This window comes from Dyadobacter fanqingshengii, assembly GCF_023822005.2.
Taxonomy (GTDB): domain Bacteria; phylum Bacteroidota; class Bacteroidia; order Cytophagales; family Spirosomataceae; genus Dyadobacter; species Dyadobacter fanqingshengii.
The window spans coordinates 2,378,815-2,394,340 of sequence record NZ_CP098806.1 but is presented as its reverse complement, the minus strand read 5'-3'; the positions used below and the strand labels follow the sequence as shown (position 1 = coordinate 2,394,340).

Sequence of the window (15,526 nt, the reverse complement as noted above, 5' to 3'; positions counted from 1 at the left end):
CCGCATGATTGTTACTGACATTAACGCGATTACCGGCCCATCACAGCAGGTGTTTAAACCGACTAGAAAATAAATTTCGTGCTCAGGAAGTTGGACGTATCCTCGTGAACAATTTCATTGATCAACTGCTTGTTTGCGTCATTCATTTTAAATGCAACGAGTGAGCGGATCGAGAATGCGCGGATGGCATCAGCGACGGATAATGTTCCTTCTGCGCTGTCTTTGCGGCCGGTGAAAGGGAAAACGTCCGGCCCGCGCTGGCATTGGCTGTTCACATTCACGCGGCTTACCTGGTTTACCAATGGATCGATCAGGGACGCAACTTCGTCAGCATTATTACTGAAAATACTAACCTGCTGACCGTGTGTTGATTCGATCAGATATTCGATCGTTTCTTCCAGGTCGTCAAACGGCACAACCGGCACGATCGGGCCGAATTGTTCGTCATAATAAAGTTTCATTTTATCATTCACAGGATACACCACAGCTGGATAGAAGAACGAGCCTTCGGAAGTTCCGCCGTTTTCGTTCATGATCTTAGCGCCGTGTTCGAGTGCGTCGGTAATGCAGCCATTCAGATATTCGATTTTATTGGTTTCCGGCAGCGGCGTGAGCGCGACGCCCTTTTCCCAGGGCATACCAAACTTCAACTCACCAACCGCAGCGCTCAGCTCCTTCAGGAATTGATCCGCAATGCTTCTGTGCACCCACACGATCTTCAACGCTGTGCAACGCTGACCATTAAAGGAAAGTGAGCCGGTAATGATCTCTTTGACAGCGAGATTAATGTCCGCATGCGGCGTAACAATCGCTGCATTTTTAGCATCCAGACCCAAAACTGCGCGTAGCCGGTTTACTTTCGGGTGGGATTTTTTCAATTCATTGGCCACTTTGCTCGAACCGATCAGTGTAAGCACATTAATCTTACCGGATTGCATCAGGCCCGGAACGATGGCATTACCACGACCGTAAATTACATTCACCACGCCTTTTGGAAAACTATTCATGAATGCTTCCTGCAAAGGATAGTGCAGCAATGTTCCAAATTTGGGAGGTTTAAAAAGTATGGTGTTACCCATGATCAGCGCAGGGATCAGGGTTGTGAAAGTTTCGTTTAGTGGATAGTTAAATGGCCCCATACAAAGCACAACGCCTAGCGGTGAGCGCCTTACCTGCGCGGCAATGCCGTCTACAATGTCAAATCCTGACGAATCGCGGTCCAGATTTTTCAGGGAGTCAATGGTTGCATAAATGTATTCGATGGTGCGGTCAAATTCTTTGGCGGAATCAGCAAACGACTTCCCGATCTCCCACATAATGAGCTTGACGATAATGTCCTTTTGCTCGATCATTTTACCCGTGAACTGCTCCACGCGGTGGATCCTTTCGGCAACGCTCATCGTAGGCCATTCACCACGGCCATTGTTGTAAGCATTAACGGCCGCATCCAGAGAAGCATTGGCTTCTTCGGCTGTGCATATCGGATAACTGCCGATCAGCTTTCTTTCGAGACCGTTTTCGGTTTTGACGCATACGGGTGAAAACACCTCGTGTACAGGACCATCCCAGCTCTTCATCTCTCCATCGCTCAGATACTCGCGCTGGTGGATCAATGAGGGGAGCAAAAACTCCGCAGGAATGTCTTTTTCTTCAACAAAGATGTTTTTTAACGTGGAATTGAAATCCATTGAATCATTTTTTATTGTGGAACCGGAACATTTTTAAACACACTGGGATGATGACGAGATTTAGCCATTTTATCCCTAATACGAAAACAAACTTAGCGGACTTTAAAATTCTTTAATGGATTGATTTCGACCTAAGATGACTTAAAATTGTCAAATATTACTAAGCTTGGTCATTTTGAAGAACCGGGTGATCAAGAAGATCGAAGCCATCGTCAACCCCAGGATCAACCCGACCCACATACCCACTGCCCCCATTTCAAAATGAAAGGCGAAGAGGTAACCAGCCGGGATGCCGATCACCCAATATGCAATGCCAATGAGGATGGTTGGCGTTTTCACATCCTTGATCCCGCGCAAAAGCCCGGCGCCGATAGCCTGGGTGCTGTCCGAGATCTGGAAAACGGCCGCAAATAGCAGCAGAAGGGCGGATAGGGCCAAAACTTCTGTGTTTTTGTTGAATAATGTAGGGATCTGGTGTCTGAAAGCAGCGAACAGGATCGCGCAGATGGTCCCATAAATTAATGCGGTCAGAATAGTGCTTTTCCCGATGACAAAAATTTTGAGCCGGTCTTTCCTGCCCAGTGCATTGCTCACGCGGATAGAACCTGCCTGCGCAAGGCCCATAGACACCATAAAGGTGAGCGAAGCGCTGCTCAATGCGATCTGGTGCGCAGCTTGCGCCACAGCGCCTAATGTCCCAATAATGATCCCTGAAACCGCAAAAGCACCCGCTTCCATACCAATCTGCAAACTGCTTGGAACGCCGATATGCAGTAATTCGCGCCAGGTTTGCGCCTTAAATTTCCACTGGCTGCTGCTCACGGCAATGTACCGGGAGAATGTTTTGTGTTTCAGAACAACGGCGGCGAGCGCTAAAAACATACAAGTCCGGGTGATCAATGTCGCCCAGCCCGCGCCTTCCAGTTCGAGTCGTGGGAAGCCCCAGTTGCCGTAAATCAGCAGCCAGTTCAACAAAATATTCAGCGGCATACCCGCCAGCGAAAGGATCATGGCGGTTCTGGTATATTCCAGGCCGTCAGCGAATTGTTTCAACGTCATGAAAAGCAGCATCGGAATGATTGACAAGCCCATCAGTTTCATAAACGGGATAGCCAGCGTGACCACTTCCGGGTCTTGTCCGAGGTTATGCAAAAGATCTCTTCCAAAAACCAGCGTAAAGGAAATGGCCAGGGCAGTTAATGCGCAAAGACAAAAACCATTGAACAGGTAATGGGAGACTAACTGTGAATCGCGGCGCCCATTGGCCAGGGAAACCATTTGCGAAACAGAAATCGTCATTCCTATGCCGATCACAAATGGAATGTTCATGGCATTGATGACCAGGGCGGCCGCGGCAAGTTGTTTGTAACTTATCGCGCCGACCATGGCGCTGTCAATCAGGTGGAGGGCCATTTGGGCGAGTTCTCCGATAATGATAGGTAAAGCTAATTTTAATGTTTGTGATGCTTCGTTTTTCATGGCTTGCCAACAGATACTAAAAAAGACTGCAAAGTTAGATAACCCATCCGGAATAAGTTTGATTCGCTTGAAAGCTGTCTTCTTTAAATATGCCCGCTACCGATCCTGGTAAGTCCCGGAATTATTCGTCTGTCCAGTAACTTGGTAGAGTAAAAACAATGAGAAAATAGGTTTCTATATTTGTGCAAAAGTGAATATCGATAAAACGCTTACAAAATTTTATAATGGCTATTAGAAGCAGCATTGCAGCAAGAGGGCCCGGTAGGGCAACGGTAACGTATACGTTTGCCAGGTTGGGCTTGTTATTCATAATGATTTGCGGCTGTCAGCCATTGCTTGCGCAAACTGCAAATAAACTGTCGGTTACCGGTAAGATCGTTGATGGACAGAACAATAGCCCGCTGGGTTATGCGAGCATAAGACTTTTCCGGACGGCGGACAGTACATTTACCGCAGGCGCGATCACGGACGAGACTGGCGGATTTGTGGTTGACATTGTAGCGGGTTCCTATTATGCATTGTCTGAATTCATTGGTTATAAGCCACAGGTCACGCAGAATATCAAGCTTACTGCCGGCACATCGCCATTGAACATCGGTACGATAAAAGTGTCAGGCTCAGCCAAAACATTGGATGAAGTTACTGTTCAGGCGGAGAAAAGCTCGATGGAGTTGTCGCTGGATAAAAAGATATTTAATGTAGGAAAAGACCTTGCTAATGCTGGCGGGACCGGGGTGGATATCCTTACCAATATTCCATCCGTTGCGGTGGACGTGGAAGGCAATGTGAGCCTGCGGGGAAGCGGAAACGTACGTATATTAATCGACGGTAAACCATCCGGATTGGTTAGTATCAAGGGTGCCAGTGGTTTGCAGCAATTGCAGGGCAGCATGATCGAGCGCGTGGAGATTATTACCAATCCTTCGGCCAGATATGAGGCAGAGGGGATGGGAGGGGTTATCAACATTGTTTTGAAAAAAGAAAGGAAAGAGGGCATTAACGGCTCCTTCGATATTATTACGGGTTATCCTACAAACTATGGTGTAGCTGCGAATGTTAATTACCGTCGCAAAAACCTGAACTTCTTTATTAATTATACATTGTCCTACCGGAATACGCCGGGTAAAAATTATCTATATCAGGAGCTTTACCGGAACGATTCGACCTTCATTATGGAACGCGATATGACTTCCAACCTGAAAGGGATGAACAACAGTGCCCGCGGGGGAATTGATTATTATTTCAATCCAAAAAACATTCTGACCGGCTCATACACATGGCGGACGAGCAAAGGAAAACGGTTCTCGACATTGAAATACAGGGATTACCTGACAAGCATTAACAACCTGACGAGCTTTACAAACCGGACACAGGACGAAACGGAAACCGAGCCAAACTCCGAATATTCAATCACTTATAAAAAGACATTTGACAAAAAGGGGCAAGAGTTTACCGCGGACGTTCGCTATCTGGACAACTGGGAAAATTCGGACCAATATTACCGCGAGAATGTTTACAGACCCGACGGAAGCCCTTCGGATATTCCTCCGCTGTTGCAGCGTGCCGTGAATTATGAAACGGAGAAACAGTTGCTTTTTCAGATGGATTATGTGCATCCTTTTGGCAAGGAGGGTAAATTTGAAGCGGGAGCAAGGAGCAGCTCGCGCGACATGACGAATGACTACGCCGTAACGCAGGAAACCAGTGAAGGATGGATCCCTTTGCCCAGCCTTACCAACGACTTTTTGTACGAAGAAAATATCAATGCCGCTTATGGGATTGTTGGGAACAAAACTGGCAAATTTTCCTATCAGGCGGGTTTACGGGCAGAATGGACGGGTGTTACAACGGAATTGAAACAAACAAAAGAGGTGAATGAGCGCAATTATGCCAATTTATTCCCGAGCGTCCACGTGACTTACGATTTTGCCAAACAGAATGCATTCCAGCTGAGTTTCAGTCGCCGCGTCCGCAGGCCGCAATACAATGACCTGAGCCCCTTTGCAACTTATAGTGATAACCGTAACTATTGGAGCGGTAACCCTGACCTTAATCCCGAATTCACGAATGCATTTGAGCTTGGTCACATTAAATATATGAGCAAAGGATCACTGACATCCTCACTTTATTATCGGCACACGAACGGTAAGATTACAAGCATCAGGCGGGTTCAGGAAGACGGAAGTTCTTACACGCGTCCCGAAAACCTGGGAACGGAGGACGCTTACGGAGCGGAATTCACGAGTTCTTTCACGCTATATCAATGGTGGAAACTCGATGGCAGCGTCAATTTTTTCCGGGCTATTACGGATGGGACCGGCTTGGATGAAGACTTCCAAAGCGACACTTACAGCTGGTTTGTGAGAATGATGTCACGTTTTACGTTATGGAAGAATACGGATGTTCAGTTAAGAGGCAACTATGAAGCGCCCCAGCAAACGCCACAGGGCAAACGAAAAGCTATGGCAACATTAGATTTGGCCGCCAGTCGTGACATTCTGAAAAACAATGGCACACTAACATTAAGCGTGATCGACGTTTTCAATTCCCGCAAGTTCCGGTCGGTGATTGAGGGAGCTAATTTTTATACATTAAACAATTCCCAGGGGCGCAGAAGGCAGGTTAACCTGACATTAAATTACAGGTTGCACCAGGCTAAAAAGAAACCAAAAGAGGGTGTTGAAGGCGAATTTTAATACCCCAAAATTTTATTAAACGGTAAATTTTTTTAACTTGTCTTGCTATTCGGCAATAAATTAACCTAATAATCCCCTCAGTCTGTCGCGAGCCAGTAAATAACGTTTATCACAGAATTTAAGACCGGACTATGAGCGCAAAACCAATTAAAACGATTTTCCTTGCTGACGACGATGCGGATGACTGCATGCTGTTCGAAGATGCATTGAGAGAGGTGAGCACTTCAACGGAACTAACTACGGCGAATGATGGGGTTGAATTAATTAATTTAATGGAAGCCGCCGTCTTACCCCCGCCGGACGTGATTTTTCTGGATCTTAATATGCCCAGAAAAAACGGTTTTGAATGTTTGGAACAAATCAGGCGCACAAAAGCATGGGACGACATTCCGGTAGTGATATTCTCGACTTCGGGCCAGGAAGAAATGGTGCGTAAGGTGCATGAAAGAGGCGCGAGTTATTTCATTAGAAAACCAGGTTCTTTTCTGAAACTGAAACAGGCCATCAAGCAGATCCTGGATATAGACTGGACCAAGCACAGCTGGAAGCCGGTTGCGGAAAATTTTCACTATCAATATTAGTCCTGAATTGTTCACCTCCTAAATTTGTAAGGATCTTCCATAAGAAAGCTAGTGGGCAATTTACACCAGGAAACGGGTTCAACAGAACGTGTTGTCGACACAAAATCTTATGCGCAAACCAGCGTAAACGATAGCGAAACCAAGTTCAGAAATACAATGAGACAGGCACCGGTAGGGATCACAATCCTGCGCGGGCCTGAATTTTTTGTAGAAATGGCCAATGATACTTATCTCAGTATCGTGGACAAACGGGAAGACGAATTCGTAAATAAGCCGCTTTTTGAATCTCTCCCTGAGGCCCGGAATTCCATTGAGGAAATTCTTAACCGGGTGCTGAAAACCGCTATCCCTTACAATGGCAATGAGTTTGAAATAATCATTAAACGTTTCGGTAAGCCCGAACAGTGCTACTTTAACTTTGTATATCAGCCACTGATTGAAGATTCCGGTGAGATTTCCGGAATTATTGTGGTTGCGACCGAAGTAACCCAGCAGGTTCTCGCCAAACAACGCCTTGAACGCAGCGAAAACCAGTTTCGGACACTGGTTACGCAGTCGCAGTTTGCAAAAGCAATATTGAAAGGGCCTGAATTCGTGATCAGCATTGCCAACGAAAGTATGCTGAAAAATCTGTGGGGCAGGGAGTTGTATGAAGTGCTTGGTCAGCGGTTGTTTGATGTTTTTCCCGAGCTGGAAACTCAGAACCTGGGTAAAATCCTTCGCGACGCTTATCAAAGCGGCAAGTTGTATCGCGACAATGAGGCTGCTATCGTCATTAATGGGAACGACGGGTTGAAAGAGCATTATGTCGACTTTCAATATGCACCGATATTCGAAACTGATGACGAAGTTTCGGGCATCATGATCTCTCTGAACGATGTTACGGACAAAGTAACATTTCGTAAGCAGATTTTGGAAGCCGCGGAAAGACTATCCCTGGCAACAGACGGAACACAGCTGGCAACGTGGGATCTCGATCTTAATACAAAACATATTATATATTCGGGGCGCTTGGCCGCTATTTTTGGATTTGAAGAGACAAAAGTGCTCACGCATCAGCAAATGCGTGATTTCCTTCATCCTGATGACAGAAAAGCGGTGGTGGAGAAAGCTTTTGAAATGGCGTTGCAAACCGGCAATTATTATTACGAGGCGCGCATTATCCATCCGGATAATTCCATCCACTGGATCAGGACGCAGGGAAAGATCTTGTATGACGATCACCATCGCCCGCACAGGATGCTGGGGACAATGATGGACATTACAGATCGGAAAGAGGATGAGCTTGCATTAAAAATCAGCGAGGATAAATACAGGACATTAGCCGACGAACTGGAATCGCAGGTTCAGCTCCGTACAAAGGAATTGACCGTTGCCAATAGTGAACTGGTCAAGACTAATATGGAGCTCGCCCAATTTGCCTATGTGGCCAGTCACGACCTGCAAGAGCCGTTACGCAAGATCCAGACGTTTGCGACGAGGATCCTGGAAACCGAAAATGATAATCTTACCGAGCGCGGTAAAGATTATTTCAGGCGTATGCAGGCTTCGTCCACTCGTATGCAACAGTTAATCGTGGATTTGCTGGCTTTTTCACGCGCTAATGCGGTTGAAAAGCATTTTGAAAAAATTGATTTGAATGTTGTTTTACAAAATGTCACGGAGCAGCTGGGGGATATGATCCTGCAAACCGATGCGAGGATCGTCAGTGACGATCTGCCGGTCTGGAATATTATTGAGTATCAGTTTGAGCAGCTCTTTACAAACTTGATCGCAAATGCAATTAAATTTACCAAGCCTGGAACAAGCCCTGTTATCACGATCCGCTCAGGGGTGATACCGGGAGAACTGATCCCACAGCAGGACGCCGAAGCGTATTTGACTTATCAGTATTTGTCTTTTTCGGATAATGGGATTGGCTTTGATCCTCAATTCAAGGACCGGATTTTTCAGGTCTTTCAAAGGCTGCATAATCGGAGTGCGTATGAGGGCACCGGTATCGGTTTGGCGATTTGTAAAAAAATTGTTGAAAACCACAAAGGGCTTATCGACGCGATAGGAAAGCCGGGAATTGGCTCAACCTTCATCGTTTACCTACCGTGTGAATGAGCTGGTATAATTCTTATATCGGAGAAGCGTTAAACGAAATTATACCTCCATGAAAGATCAATTACTGCCCAATGCGGAGTGGCTTGCTATCATTGCGGCGTCCGGAATAGTCGGAACGGCGGCGATGACGCTTTTTATGTATGGGATGACTTTCATCACGGATAAAGTAATGAAAGTAACCAAAATACTAGGCACCATGATCACCTGTCAAACCACGGACGACCGCGGTTTATCTGAAAGCAAAACGGCTATTTTTACAGGAATTGTGGCGCATTATATCATCGGGATCGCGTTTGTGTTTTGCTATCACATCCTCTGGTTTCTTGGAGTAGGCCAGCCAGATTTCCTGAATGGATTGATTTTAGGCCTGGCGAGCGGCATGATCGCCGTCATGTTCTGGTTCACTTTCTTTGCCGTGCATCCCTTCCCGCCCGATGTTGACCTGAAATCTTATTTGCTGACGTTATTTCTTGCCCATTTTGTATTTGCGCTTACGGCTGTGTGGGCCTACGTTTTCTTTGCAGCGCGATTGTAGATTTCCGGAATGTAATGGCGATGCCCGCGAGAATGACGATTCCCCCAATGATCATCTGCCTGGTAATTTGCTCGTCAATAAATGCCCAGGCTAGCAGCCCTGTAACAACCGCTTGACTTAACAGGCTGAGCGATACGCGCATTGCGTCCATCTTCTTTACGGCATAATTAATTGCCAGCCAACCAATTAATTGGCATATTAATCCCTGAATGACAAAAACGCCCCATACAACCGGGGTGAAATGCCAGACAGGTTCATCAAAAACGAGGCAGATCACAAATAAGTAAATGCTGGAAATGGTCATGCTGATTGTCATGAAACTCATAATGTTCAATCGGTTCAGGATGGATTTGCTAACGAGCATATATGACGCATACAGCATTCCGGAAAGGACAGCTAATGCAAAACCTTTATCCAGTTTCATATCCAGAAAAGCCTGAGGCCCTATTAAAACCACCATACCCGCCACCGCAACCAATGTCCCGATCCAGAAATTGAATTTTGGTTTATCATTCAGGAAAAAGAAAGATCCTATGCCAACCCATACCGGGGCGAGGTTGGTCAAAAGCGTTGCTTGTGTTGCATTGGAATATTGAATGGATAGATTCCAGACCGCAATGTCGGTTGCAAAAATGATCCCGCACAGGATGATTGGGATCCAAAGGCTTTTGTCAGGCCAGGTGAACTTGCGTTTCACAATAACGACTGGCAGCAAAAACAGCACGCCAAAAAACATCCTGTAAAACGCAGAAGTGATCCCGGAAACCGGCGCCCATTTGACCAAAACAGGAAAAATACTAATGCTAAAAAGTCCAATCAAAAGAGCGATGCGGGGATTTAACATAACTGGCGTAACATTCAGACAAAGAGTTATTTAGTCGGCTTTGCGCGGTCATACTGAATGGGCCAGGCGATATCTTCGCCAAGTTCATGTGCTGCGTGCAGGGGGAAGTAAGGATCACGCAACATTTCCCTCGCCATAATGATCAGGTCGGCTTCGCCATTTTGCAGGATTTCCTCCGATTGTTTTGCCTCGGTGATCAAGCCCACAGTTCCAGTTAATGAACCCGTTTCCTTTTTGATTTTTGCGGAAAAAGGAACTTGATAGGAAGGCCCGATCGTGATTTTCTGATGAGCAACCAATCCGCCGCTGGAAACGTCGATCAGGTCTACACCCTTCGTTTTGAGTAAATTAACCAATTCAACCGACTGGTCTTCATCCCAGCCGTGCTCTGCCCAATCAGTGGCCGATATACGCACAAATAACGGCAGATCAGCGGGCCACTCTTTTTGTATTGCATCAATGACCTGGATCAGCAAGCGTACGCGGTTTTCGAAACTGCCACCGTAATCATCGGTGCGTACATTGCTTAGCGGTGACAGGAACTGGTGAATCAGATAACCGTGTGCAGCATGAATTTCCACAACTTTAAAACCAGCTTGTAATGCACGTTTAGCCGCATCCGTAAAGTCGGAAATCACTTTCTCAATTCCTGCCAAGTCCAACGGCAGGGGCGCAAGCTCGTTTCCGTGAAAGGGAATTGCAGACGCGCTTAATGTTTGCCATCCTCCTTCGCTTGCGGGCACTTGTCCGCGACCCTTCCAGGCGGGATATGTGCTTGCTTTACGACCCGCGTGTGCCAGCTGAATGCCGGGCACCGCACCTTGGGCGGAGATAAAGTCGGTGATCTGTTTCAGTTTTGCAATGTGCTCATCTTTCCAGATGCCCAGATCCTCCGGTGAAATCCGACCTTCGGGAGAAACGGCAGTGGCCTCGGCAATGAGCAGGGCCGCGCCGCCTACTGCCCGGCTTCCCAGATGAACCAGATGCCAGTCATTGGCAAATCCGTCCACGGAAGAATATTGGCACATAGGAGAGACTACGATCCTGTTTTTTAATGTAATATTTTTAATGCTAAGCGGAGTGAATAATCGGGATGCCATTGTTTTGAATGTTAGGTTTTTGCTGTTTTAATTTTTTGCAGAATTTTAATTTCATCAATGGTTATCGTGCTGATCAGCTCAAACAATCCGTTGATCGTTTTCAGGTCGGACAACATTTTTCGCGCGGGTGACTGATCTGCTTTTTCAATCCCCATTTCCTTAATCTGCTTTTTTCGCTTGGCCAGAAGTTCCACCAGCTTCATATTCTGGGGCAATGATTCGCGGGCAATTTCGAAGCTGTTTTCTGCCTTTCCTTCTATAATGTCCGTTGCGGCCTTTATCTGCCGGTCAATCTGCCGGATCATTACTTCAAATTCCAACGAAAACTCCGAATATTCCAACGTCTGCGCATAGGTGGAGAGCGAAGCAATGTAGGATGTCAGCATATGGCTCGTTGCCACGAACTGGTGATATTCTTCCATGTTCAGCTGTCGACGTTTCGGCTCGGAAAGCATCTTTTGAAAATTGTCAGACAAGTTGGCCATGGCAATGATCGCATCCTTGCGAAGTATTTTTAATTCATTGATATCCAATTGCTTTCCTGTGAACTTTGCCGCCACAACATCAAAATATTTGCGGTTGGCATTCAATGCGTCCCGGATATATTGATTGATCTGCGTATGTTCCCAAACCGGCAGGACGTAAGATGAAATCAGATAGGCGATAATGGAGCCAACAACCGTATCCACAACCCGGTCCTGCAAAACCGCCGTAATTTGCTGCGGATTCAGGAAGTTGAAGGAAAGGATCACATATAATGTAATGGTGGTTGAAGCGACGAAATAATTGATCTTCAAGAAGCTGTACGCCAGGATCATGGCCAGCATCATGATAATAAAAAGCGCGGTGCCGTCTTCAATCAGATACAACAGCAAAAATCCAGTAAAAACACCAACGAGCGTGCCGCCGATCCGTTGCACATTCCGCTGTTTAGTAATGCTGAAAGCTGGTTTCAGGATCACAACAATGGTCAGAAGGATCCAGTAACCGTGCCCTACTTCAAGAAATAGCGAGATAATGTATCCGATTAAAAGCCCGATCGTTACCCGCACGGCATGTCTGAAATGGCTCGATTTCAGTGAAAGGTTATCCAGGAGAATGCGCGGGTGATATTCCTGTTTTGGGATAAAATTCTCGGCTTCGACATTTAATTTGTATCCCTTGCTTACATCCGCATCGTATGTGGTGGCGCGATGCAATTTTTTAACGCGCTCGGTAACATCCTGCAAGCTGTTGAGAATCTGACGCAACATGATAAAGTCTTCCATGTTATCGTGCGTCATTTTATGTTCGCGCATTGTCTCAAACGCCCGTTGGCACTTGTTGAACGCCTCGTCCAGGTCATGTTTGGGGTGGGAGGGCGAACCGCTTTGAATAGCTAGTCCAATTTGCTTGATTTCATCTGATAACCAAATAATGTAAGTGCCAAAGAGCCTTAATACTTTGGTATGATCAAAAGCCCGGTGAAGGTTGGTGTAATTTTGCTGCGAGTTGAGGATCCGCTCAAAAAGGTCAATGCTATCCAGGAACATCAGCATTAATACCCGGCTTTTATTCGTGGATTCAGTAACAATTTCGCGTGTTTTGAACAGGATTTCACGCAGGTTTTCGTGGTTTTCCCGGAGGATAACCTGTTGATGGATCATTTGATTGAACAGATCATCATAATCCGGTTTCGCAAAATAGTATCCCGCTTTAATCCAGAGGAGCTTGCCCAGTTCCGCAAAGTTTTCACCTAAAAGCTGCTGTATAAGCTTGTAAGGCAGTAATTTCTGCAAAATCATAAATAGGACGAAATACCAGATCCCGCCGGCAGCAAAGATAGCAGCTGTCCTGAAAACCAGATCACCGCTCAAATGATCATCAATGTTGAATACAAATACCAGCAGCGAGATAAGCCCGATACTATTGACCCGGTTACCATAAACGCCGACCAGCGAGAAAAACATCCCGAAAACGATGATTTCGAGGAATATGATAAAGTGGATGTGTCGGAGATAGCCGGTTATACAAGCCACCGCAAAGCAGGTGAAAATCGCGATAATCAGCGAATTGCGCCGTCTGTGATAAGGCCCCGGGTTATCCGTTGCGCCGATCAGCAACGTGCCAAGCGGAAACGCAATCATATCGCCAAGTATGCCGTAATGTTGAAATATAAGGCTCGGAACAACCGCGCCAAGGGTTAATCTTACGCCTGTCGAAAGGTAATGACTGGAAATAAACTTTTTGAATTCGTCGAGGTAATTCATGTAAACAGGCAATCGGTAGCTAACGCAATACTACTATTTATAATCCACAAGCAACAAAACGCGTTCCAAATTCCCGGATTATTTGCAATGTCCTTTGATTGGCCGATAATTGCGTTGTTTTTGTATTTTTGAGAAAACCCAAAGGAGGTTGTTGCGTTGGTAAGCACTTAAAGGGAGTTAGAAAACAATGTTATTTGTAAATTTTGACCCGTTTCCGATATTAGAAACTGAGCGATTGCTGCTGCACGCCATGTCCGATAAGCACGTGGACGATATGTTTAAATTACGGAGCAATCCGCTGGCTATGCAGTACATTGGTAAACCGTTGCTGGCATCTGTGGTTGAAGCCAGGGACCTGATAGACGCTTACAACAGAAATCTCAGGGAAAAAATCGGGATCACCTGGGGCATTTCACTAAGAGATATTGAAACAAAGGAAAGCGATAGCACTTTGATCGGCACGATCGGATTTCATAAAATGGATCTCTACAACTATCGCGCCGAAATCGGTTACATGATCCATCCGGATCATTGGTTTAAAGGGATCATGAGCGAAGCTTTGAACCGGATTGTAAGTTATGGTTTTCAAGAAATGCGCTTTCACAGCATCGAGGCAAAGATCAGCCCGGAGAATGATGCTTCAAGAAAGATTTTGGTTAAACATGGGTTTATAAGAGAAGCGTATTTTAAGGAAAGTTTTTACGAAAACGGGAAATTTCTGGATACGGAAATATATTCTTTGCTAAATAAAACAGCCTAACAACGCATAACGACATAAAAAAAGCTGCCCGGAAATGAGCAGCTTTTTCTCTTAATATTCAATCGGTCTGTGTTTTGAAGGTCAGTGTTCTGAACCAATCTTAACGATTGCTTTGTCAATAAAATACTGACCTGTTCCTTCTTCGCCGATCACGTCAAATAATTCGATGGCACGGCGTGCATTGTCTTCTTCCTCAACTTGCTCATTCACAAACCATTGCAGGAAATTTTCAGTGCCATAATCTTCTTCTCTTCGGCTTTGCGTAACAATGCGGTTAATCGATTGTGTTACAGCGATCTCGCTTTGCAATGCTGCCTCAAACACACTTCTGAATGTTGCAAACTCTTGTTTTACAGCCGCTACTTCCGGTGAAACCGCGGTTCCGCCAACAGTCATGATGTAGTTGAATATTTTAAGCATGTGTCCGCGCTCTTCGTCAGACTGCTTAAGAAAATATTTTGCACTATTTTTGAATCCGTTACGGTCACACCATGAAGCCATGGCCAGATATTTGGCAGAAGCTTCCGCTTCCATTTTCACCTGATTGTTCAAAAGTATTTCTATTTCCTCTTTCAGGGAAGTCCGTTGTCTCAATAAATCTCTCATGGTTCACTTTCTTTTATTTGTATTAACAAGTACAAATATCATGCGAAAGTTCAGCATTACAAACGAAACACGAAATTTGGAATTGGTCTAATATGATCGAAATGAGCTATTTAGACTAATTCTGCCTCGTTATATAATAGTTGGTGTAAAAGGGAATTAAGCTCGATTGCGAAGTGGGTGCCGTTCACCAATTCTCTTAATTGGATCAGCTCGCAAAGCGTAAGTTTGTGATTAATGTTAAGCTGGGGTGCTTCAACAAACTCATAGTCAGAGTCATCGGAGAGGTCAAAAATCTTGCTATGAATGTCAATGTTGTTAATGAAGCGACGGAAATTCAGGAAATCCTGAATTCTGAAAGAAGCCTGCATTTCACCAAAATGAAGAATGATCTTAGATGTTAAATCGCACTGGAGACTAAATCCTTTCGCAGTACTAAACAGTTCATTTGGGGTATTCACTGACAGCAATCTATTTGAATCGTGGAAATTGTTGCACAAATATAACCGCAAACAAAATGTCAAACAAGTTTATTTGTAAGCAATCTAATTACAGGGAAGATTATGAAGCCGATTGCATATTGTGATCCTTTCCAAAATGCCTTATGATCGTGCGATCTACTTTCTTCTCCGCGTGCCATATCTCGTAGTTCTTTTGAAGATTGACCCAAAATTGCGCGGTGTTGCCGAAAGCCTCCGACAGCTTTACAGCAAGTTCCGGAGTTATTGCAGCTTTTTCGTTCACAACAGCAGAAAGCATTTGGCGCGTTATGCCAAGCCCATTAGCAACTTCTGTGATTGTAAGGCCTCTTTCTGCAATAAATTCTTCTCTTAAAATTTCTCCGGGATGAACAGGAGCGAGGTTTCGTTTTATCATGATCAT

13 protein-coding genes are annotated in these 15,526 nt (G+C 45.4%); 5 read left to right on the top strand and 8 right to left on the bottom strand.

What is annotated here, in order from left to right; translation table 11 throughout:
- Positions 1-62 precede the first annotated feature (62 nt).
- Positions 63-1,688: an NADP-dependent glyceraldehyde-3-phosphate dehydrogenase gene (locus tag NFI81_RS09885; protein ID WP_234612617.1), complete on the bottom strand. Its 1,626-nt coding sequence runs from the start codon at positions 1,686-1,688 to the stop codon at positions 63-65.
- A 150-nt stretch (positions 1,689-1,838) separates the two neighbouring features.
- A complete protein-coding gene (locus NFI81_RS09880; protein ID WP_234612618.1) occupies positions 1,839-3,167 on the bottom strand; it encodes an MATE family efflux transporter in 1,329 nt (442 codons plus the stop codon).
- A 311-nt stretch (positions 3,168-3,478) separates the two neighbouring features.
- On the opposite strand from NFI81_RS09880, the gene NFI81_RS09875 reads away from it, so the two are divergent.
- From NFI81_RS09875 to NFI81_RS09860, 4 genes are all read left to right on the top strand, one after another.
- Positions 3,479-5,863 (top strand): TonB-dependent receptor, encoded by a 2,385-nt coding sequence (locus NFI81_RS09875; protein ID WP_234614868.1) that lies wholly within the window; start codon positions 3,479-3,481, stop codon positions 5,861-5,863.
- Positions 5,864-5,994: 131 nt separating this feature from the next.
- Positions 5,995-6,444: a response regulator gene (locus tag NFI81_RS09870; protein WP_234612619.1), complete on the top strand. Its 450-nt coding sequence runs from the start codon at positions 5,995-5,997 to the stop codon at positions 6,442-6,444.
- A gap of 51 nt (positions 6,445-6,495) precedes the next feature.
- Positions 6,496-8,553, top strand: coding sequence for a PAS domain-containing sensor histidine kinase (locus tag NFI81_RS09865; protein ID WP_234612620.1), 2,058 nt, complete (start codon positions 6,496-6,498; stop codon positions 8,551-8,553).
- Positions 8,554-8,602: 49 nt separating this feature from the next.
- Positions 8,603-9,088: a hypothetical protein gene (locus tag NFI81_RS09860; RefSeq protein ID WP_234612621.1), complete on the top strand. Its 486-nt coding sequence runs from the start codon at positions 8,603-8,605 to the stop codon at positions 9,086-9,088.
- On the opposite strand, the gene NFI81_RS09855 is transcribed toward NFI81_RS09860, so the two are convergent.
- From NFI81_RS09855 to NFI81_RS09845, 3 genes are read right to left on the bottom strand one after another with little or no spacing between them, the layout of a single operon-like run.
- On the bottom strand, positions 9,045-9,932 hold the full coding sequence (locus tag NFI81_RS09855) for a DMT family transporter (RefSeq protein ID WP_234612622.1): 888 nt from the start codon (positions 9,930-9,932) through the stop codon (positions 9,045-9,047). The two genes, NFI81_RS09860 and NFI81_RS09855, sit on opposite strands and share 44 nt — an antisense overlap.
- A gap of 26 nt (positions 9,933-9,958) precedes the next feature.
- Positions 9,959-11,032 carry an NADH:flavin oxidoreductase/NADH oxidase gene (locus NFI81_RS09850; RefSeq protein ID WP_234612623.1) on the bottom strand — a complete coding sequence of 358 codons (1,074 nt, stop codon included), beginning with the start codon at positions 11,030-11,032 and terminating at the stop codon, positions 9,959-9,961.
- Between the two features lie 11 nt (positions 11,033-11,043).
- Entirely contained in the window at positions 11,044-13,281 is a 2,238-nt protein-coding gene (locus NFI81_RS09845; RefSeq protein WP_234612624.1) for an FUSC family protein, read from the bottom strand.
- A gap of 187 nt (positions 13,282-13,468) precedes the next feature.
- On the opposite strand from NFI81_RS09845, the gene NFI81_RS09840 reads away from it, so the two are divergent.
- Positions 13,469-14,041, top strand: a complete 573-nt coding sequence (locus NFI81_RS09840) for a GNAT family N-acetyltransferase (RefSeq protein ID WP_234612625.1) — start codon at positions 13,469-13,471, stop codon at positions 14,039-14,041.
- Between the two features lie 81 nt (positions 14,042-14,122).
- Here NFI81_RS09840 and NFI81_RS09835 read toward each other — a convergent pair whose 3' ends face one another.
- From NFI81_RS09835 to NFI81_RS09825, 3 genes are all read right to left on the bottom strand, one after another.
- Positions 14,123-14,647 carry a ferritin gene (locus NFI81_RS09835; protein ID WP_234612626.1) on the bottom strand — a complete coding sequence of 175 codons (525 nt, stop codon included), beginning with the start codon at positions 14,645-14,647 and terminating at the stop codon, positions 14,123-14,125.
- Positions 14,648-14,757: 110 nt separating this feature from the next.
- Entirely contained in the window at positions 14,758-15,015 is a 258-nt protein-coding gene (locus NFI81_RS09830) for a hypothetical protein (protein WP_234612627.1), read from the bottom strand.
- A 190-nt stretch (positions 15,016-15,205) separates the two neighbouring features.
- Positions 15,206-15,520, bottom strand: coding sequence for a HigA family addiction module antitoxin (locus NFI81_RS09825; RefSeq protein WP_234614869.1), 315 nt, complete (start codon positions 15,518-15,520; stop codon positions 15,206-15,208).
- Positions 15,521-15,526 lie beyond the last annotated feature (6 nt).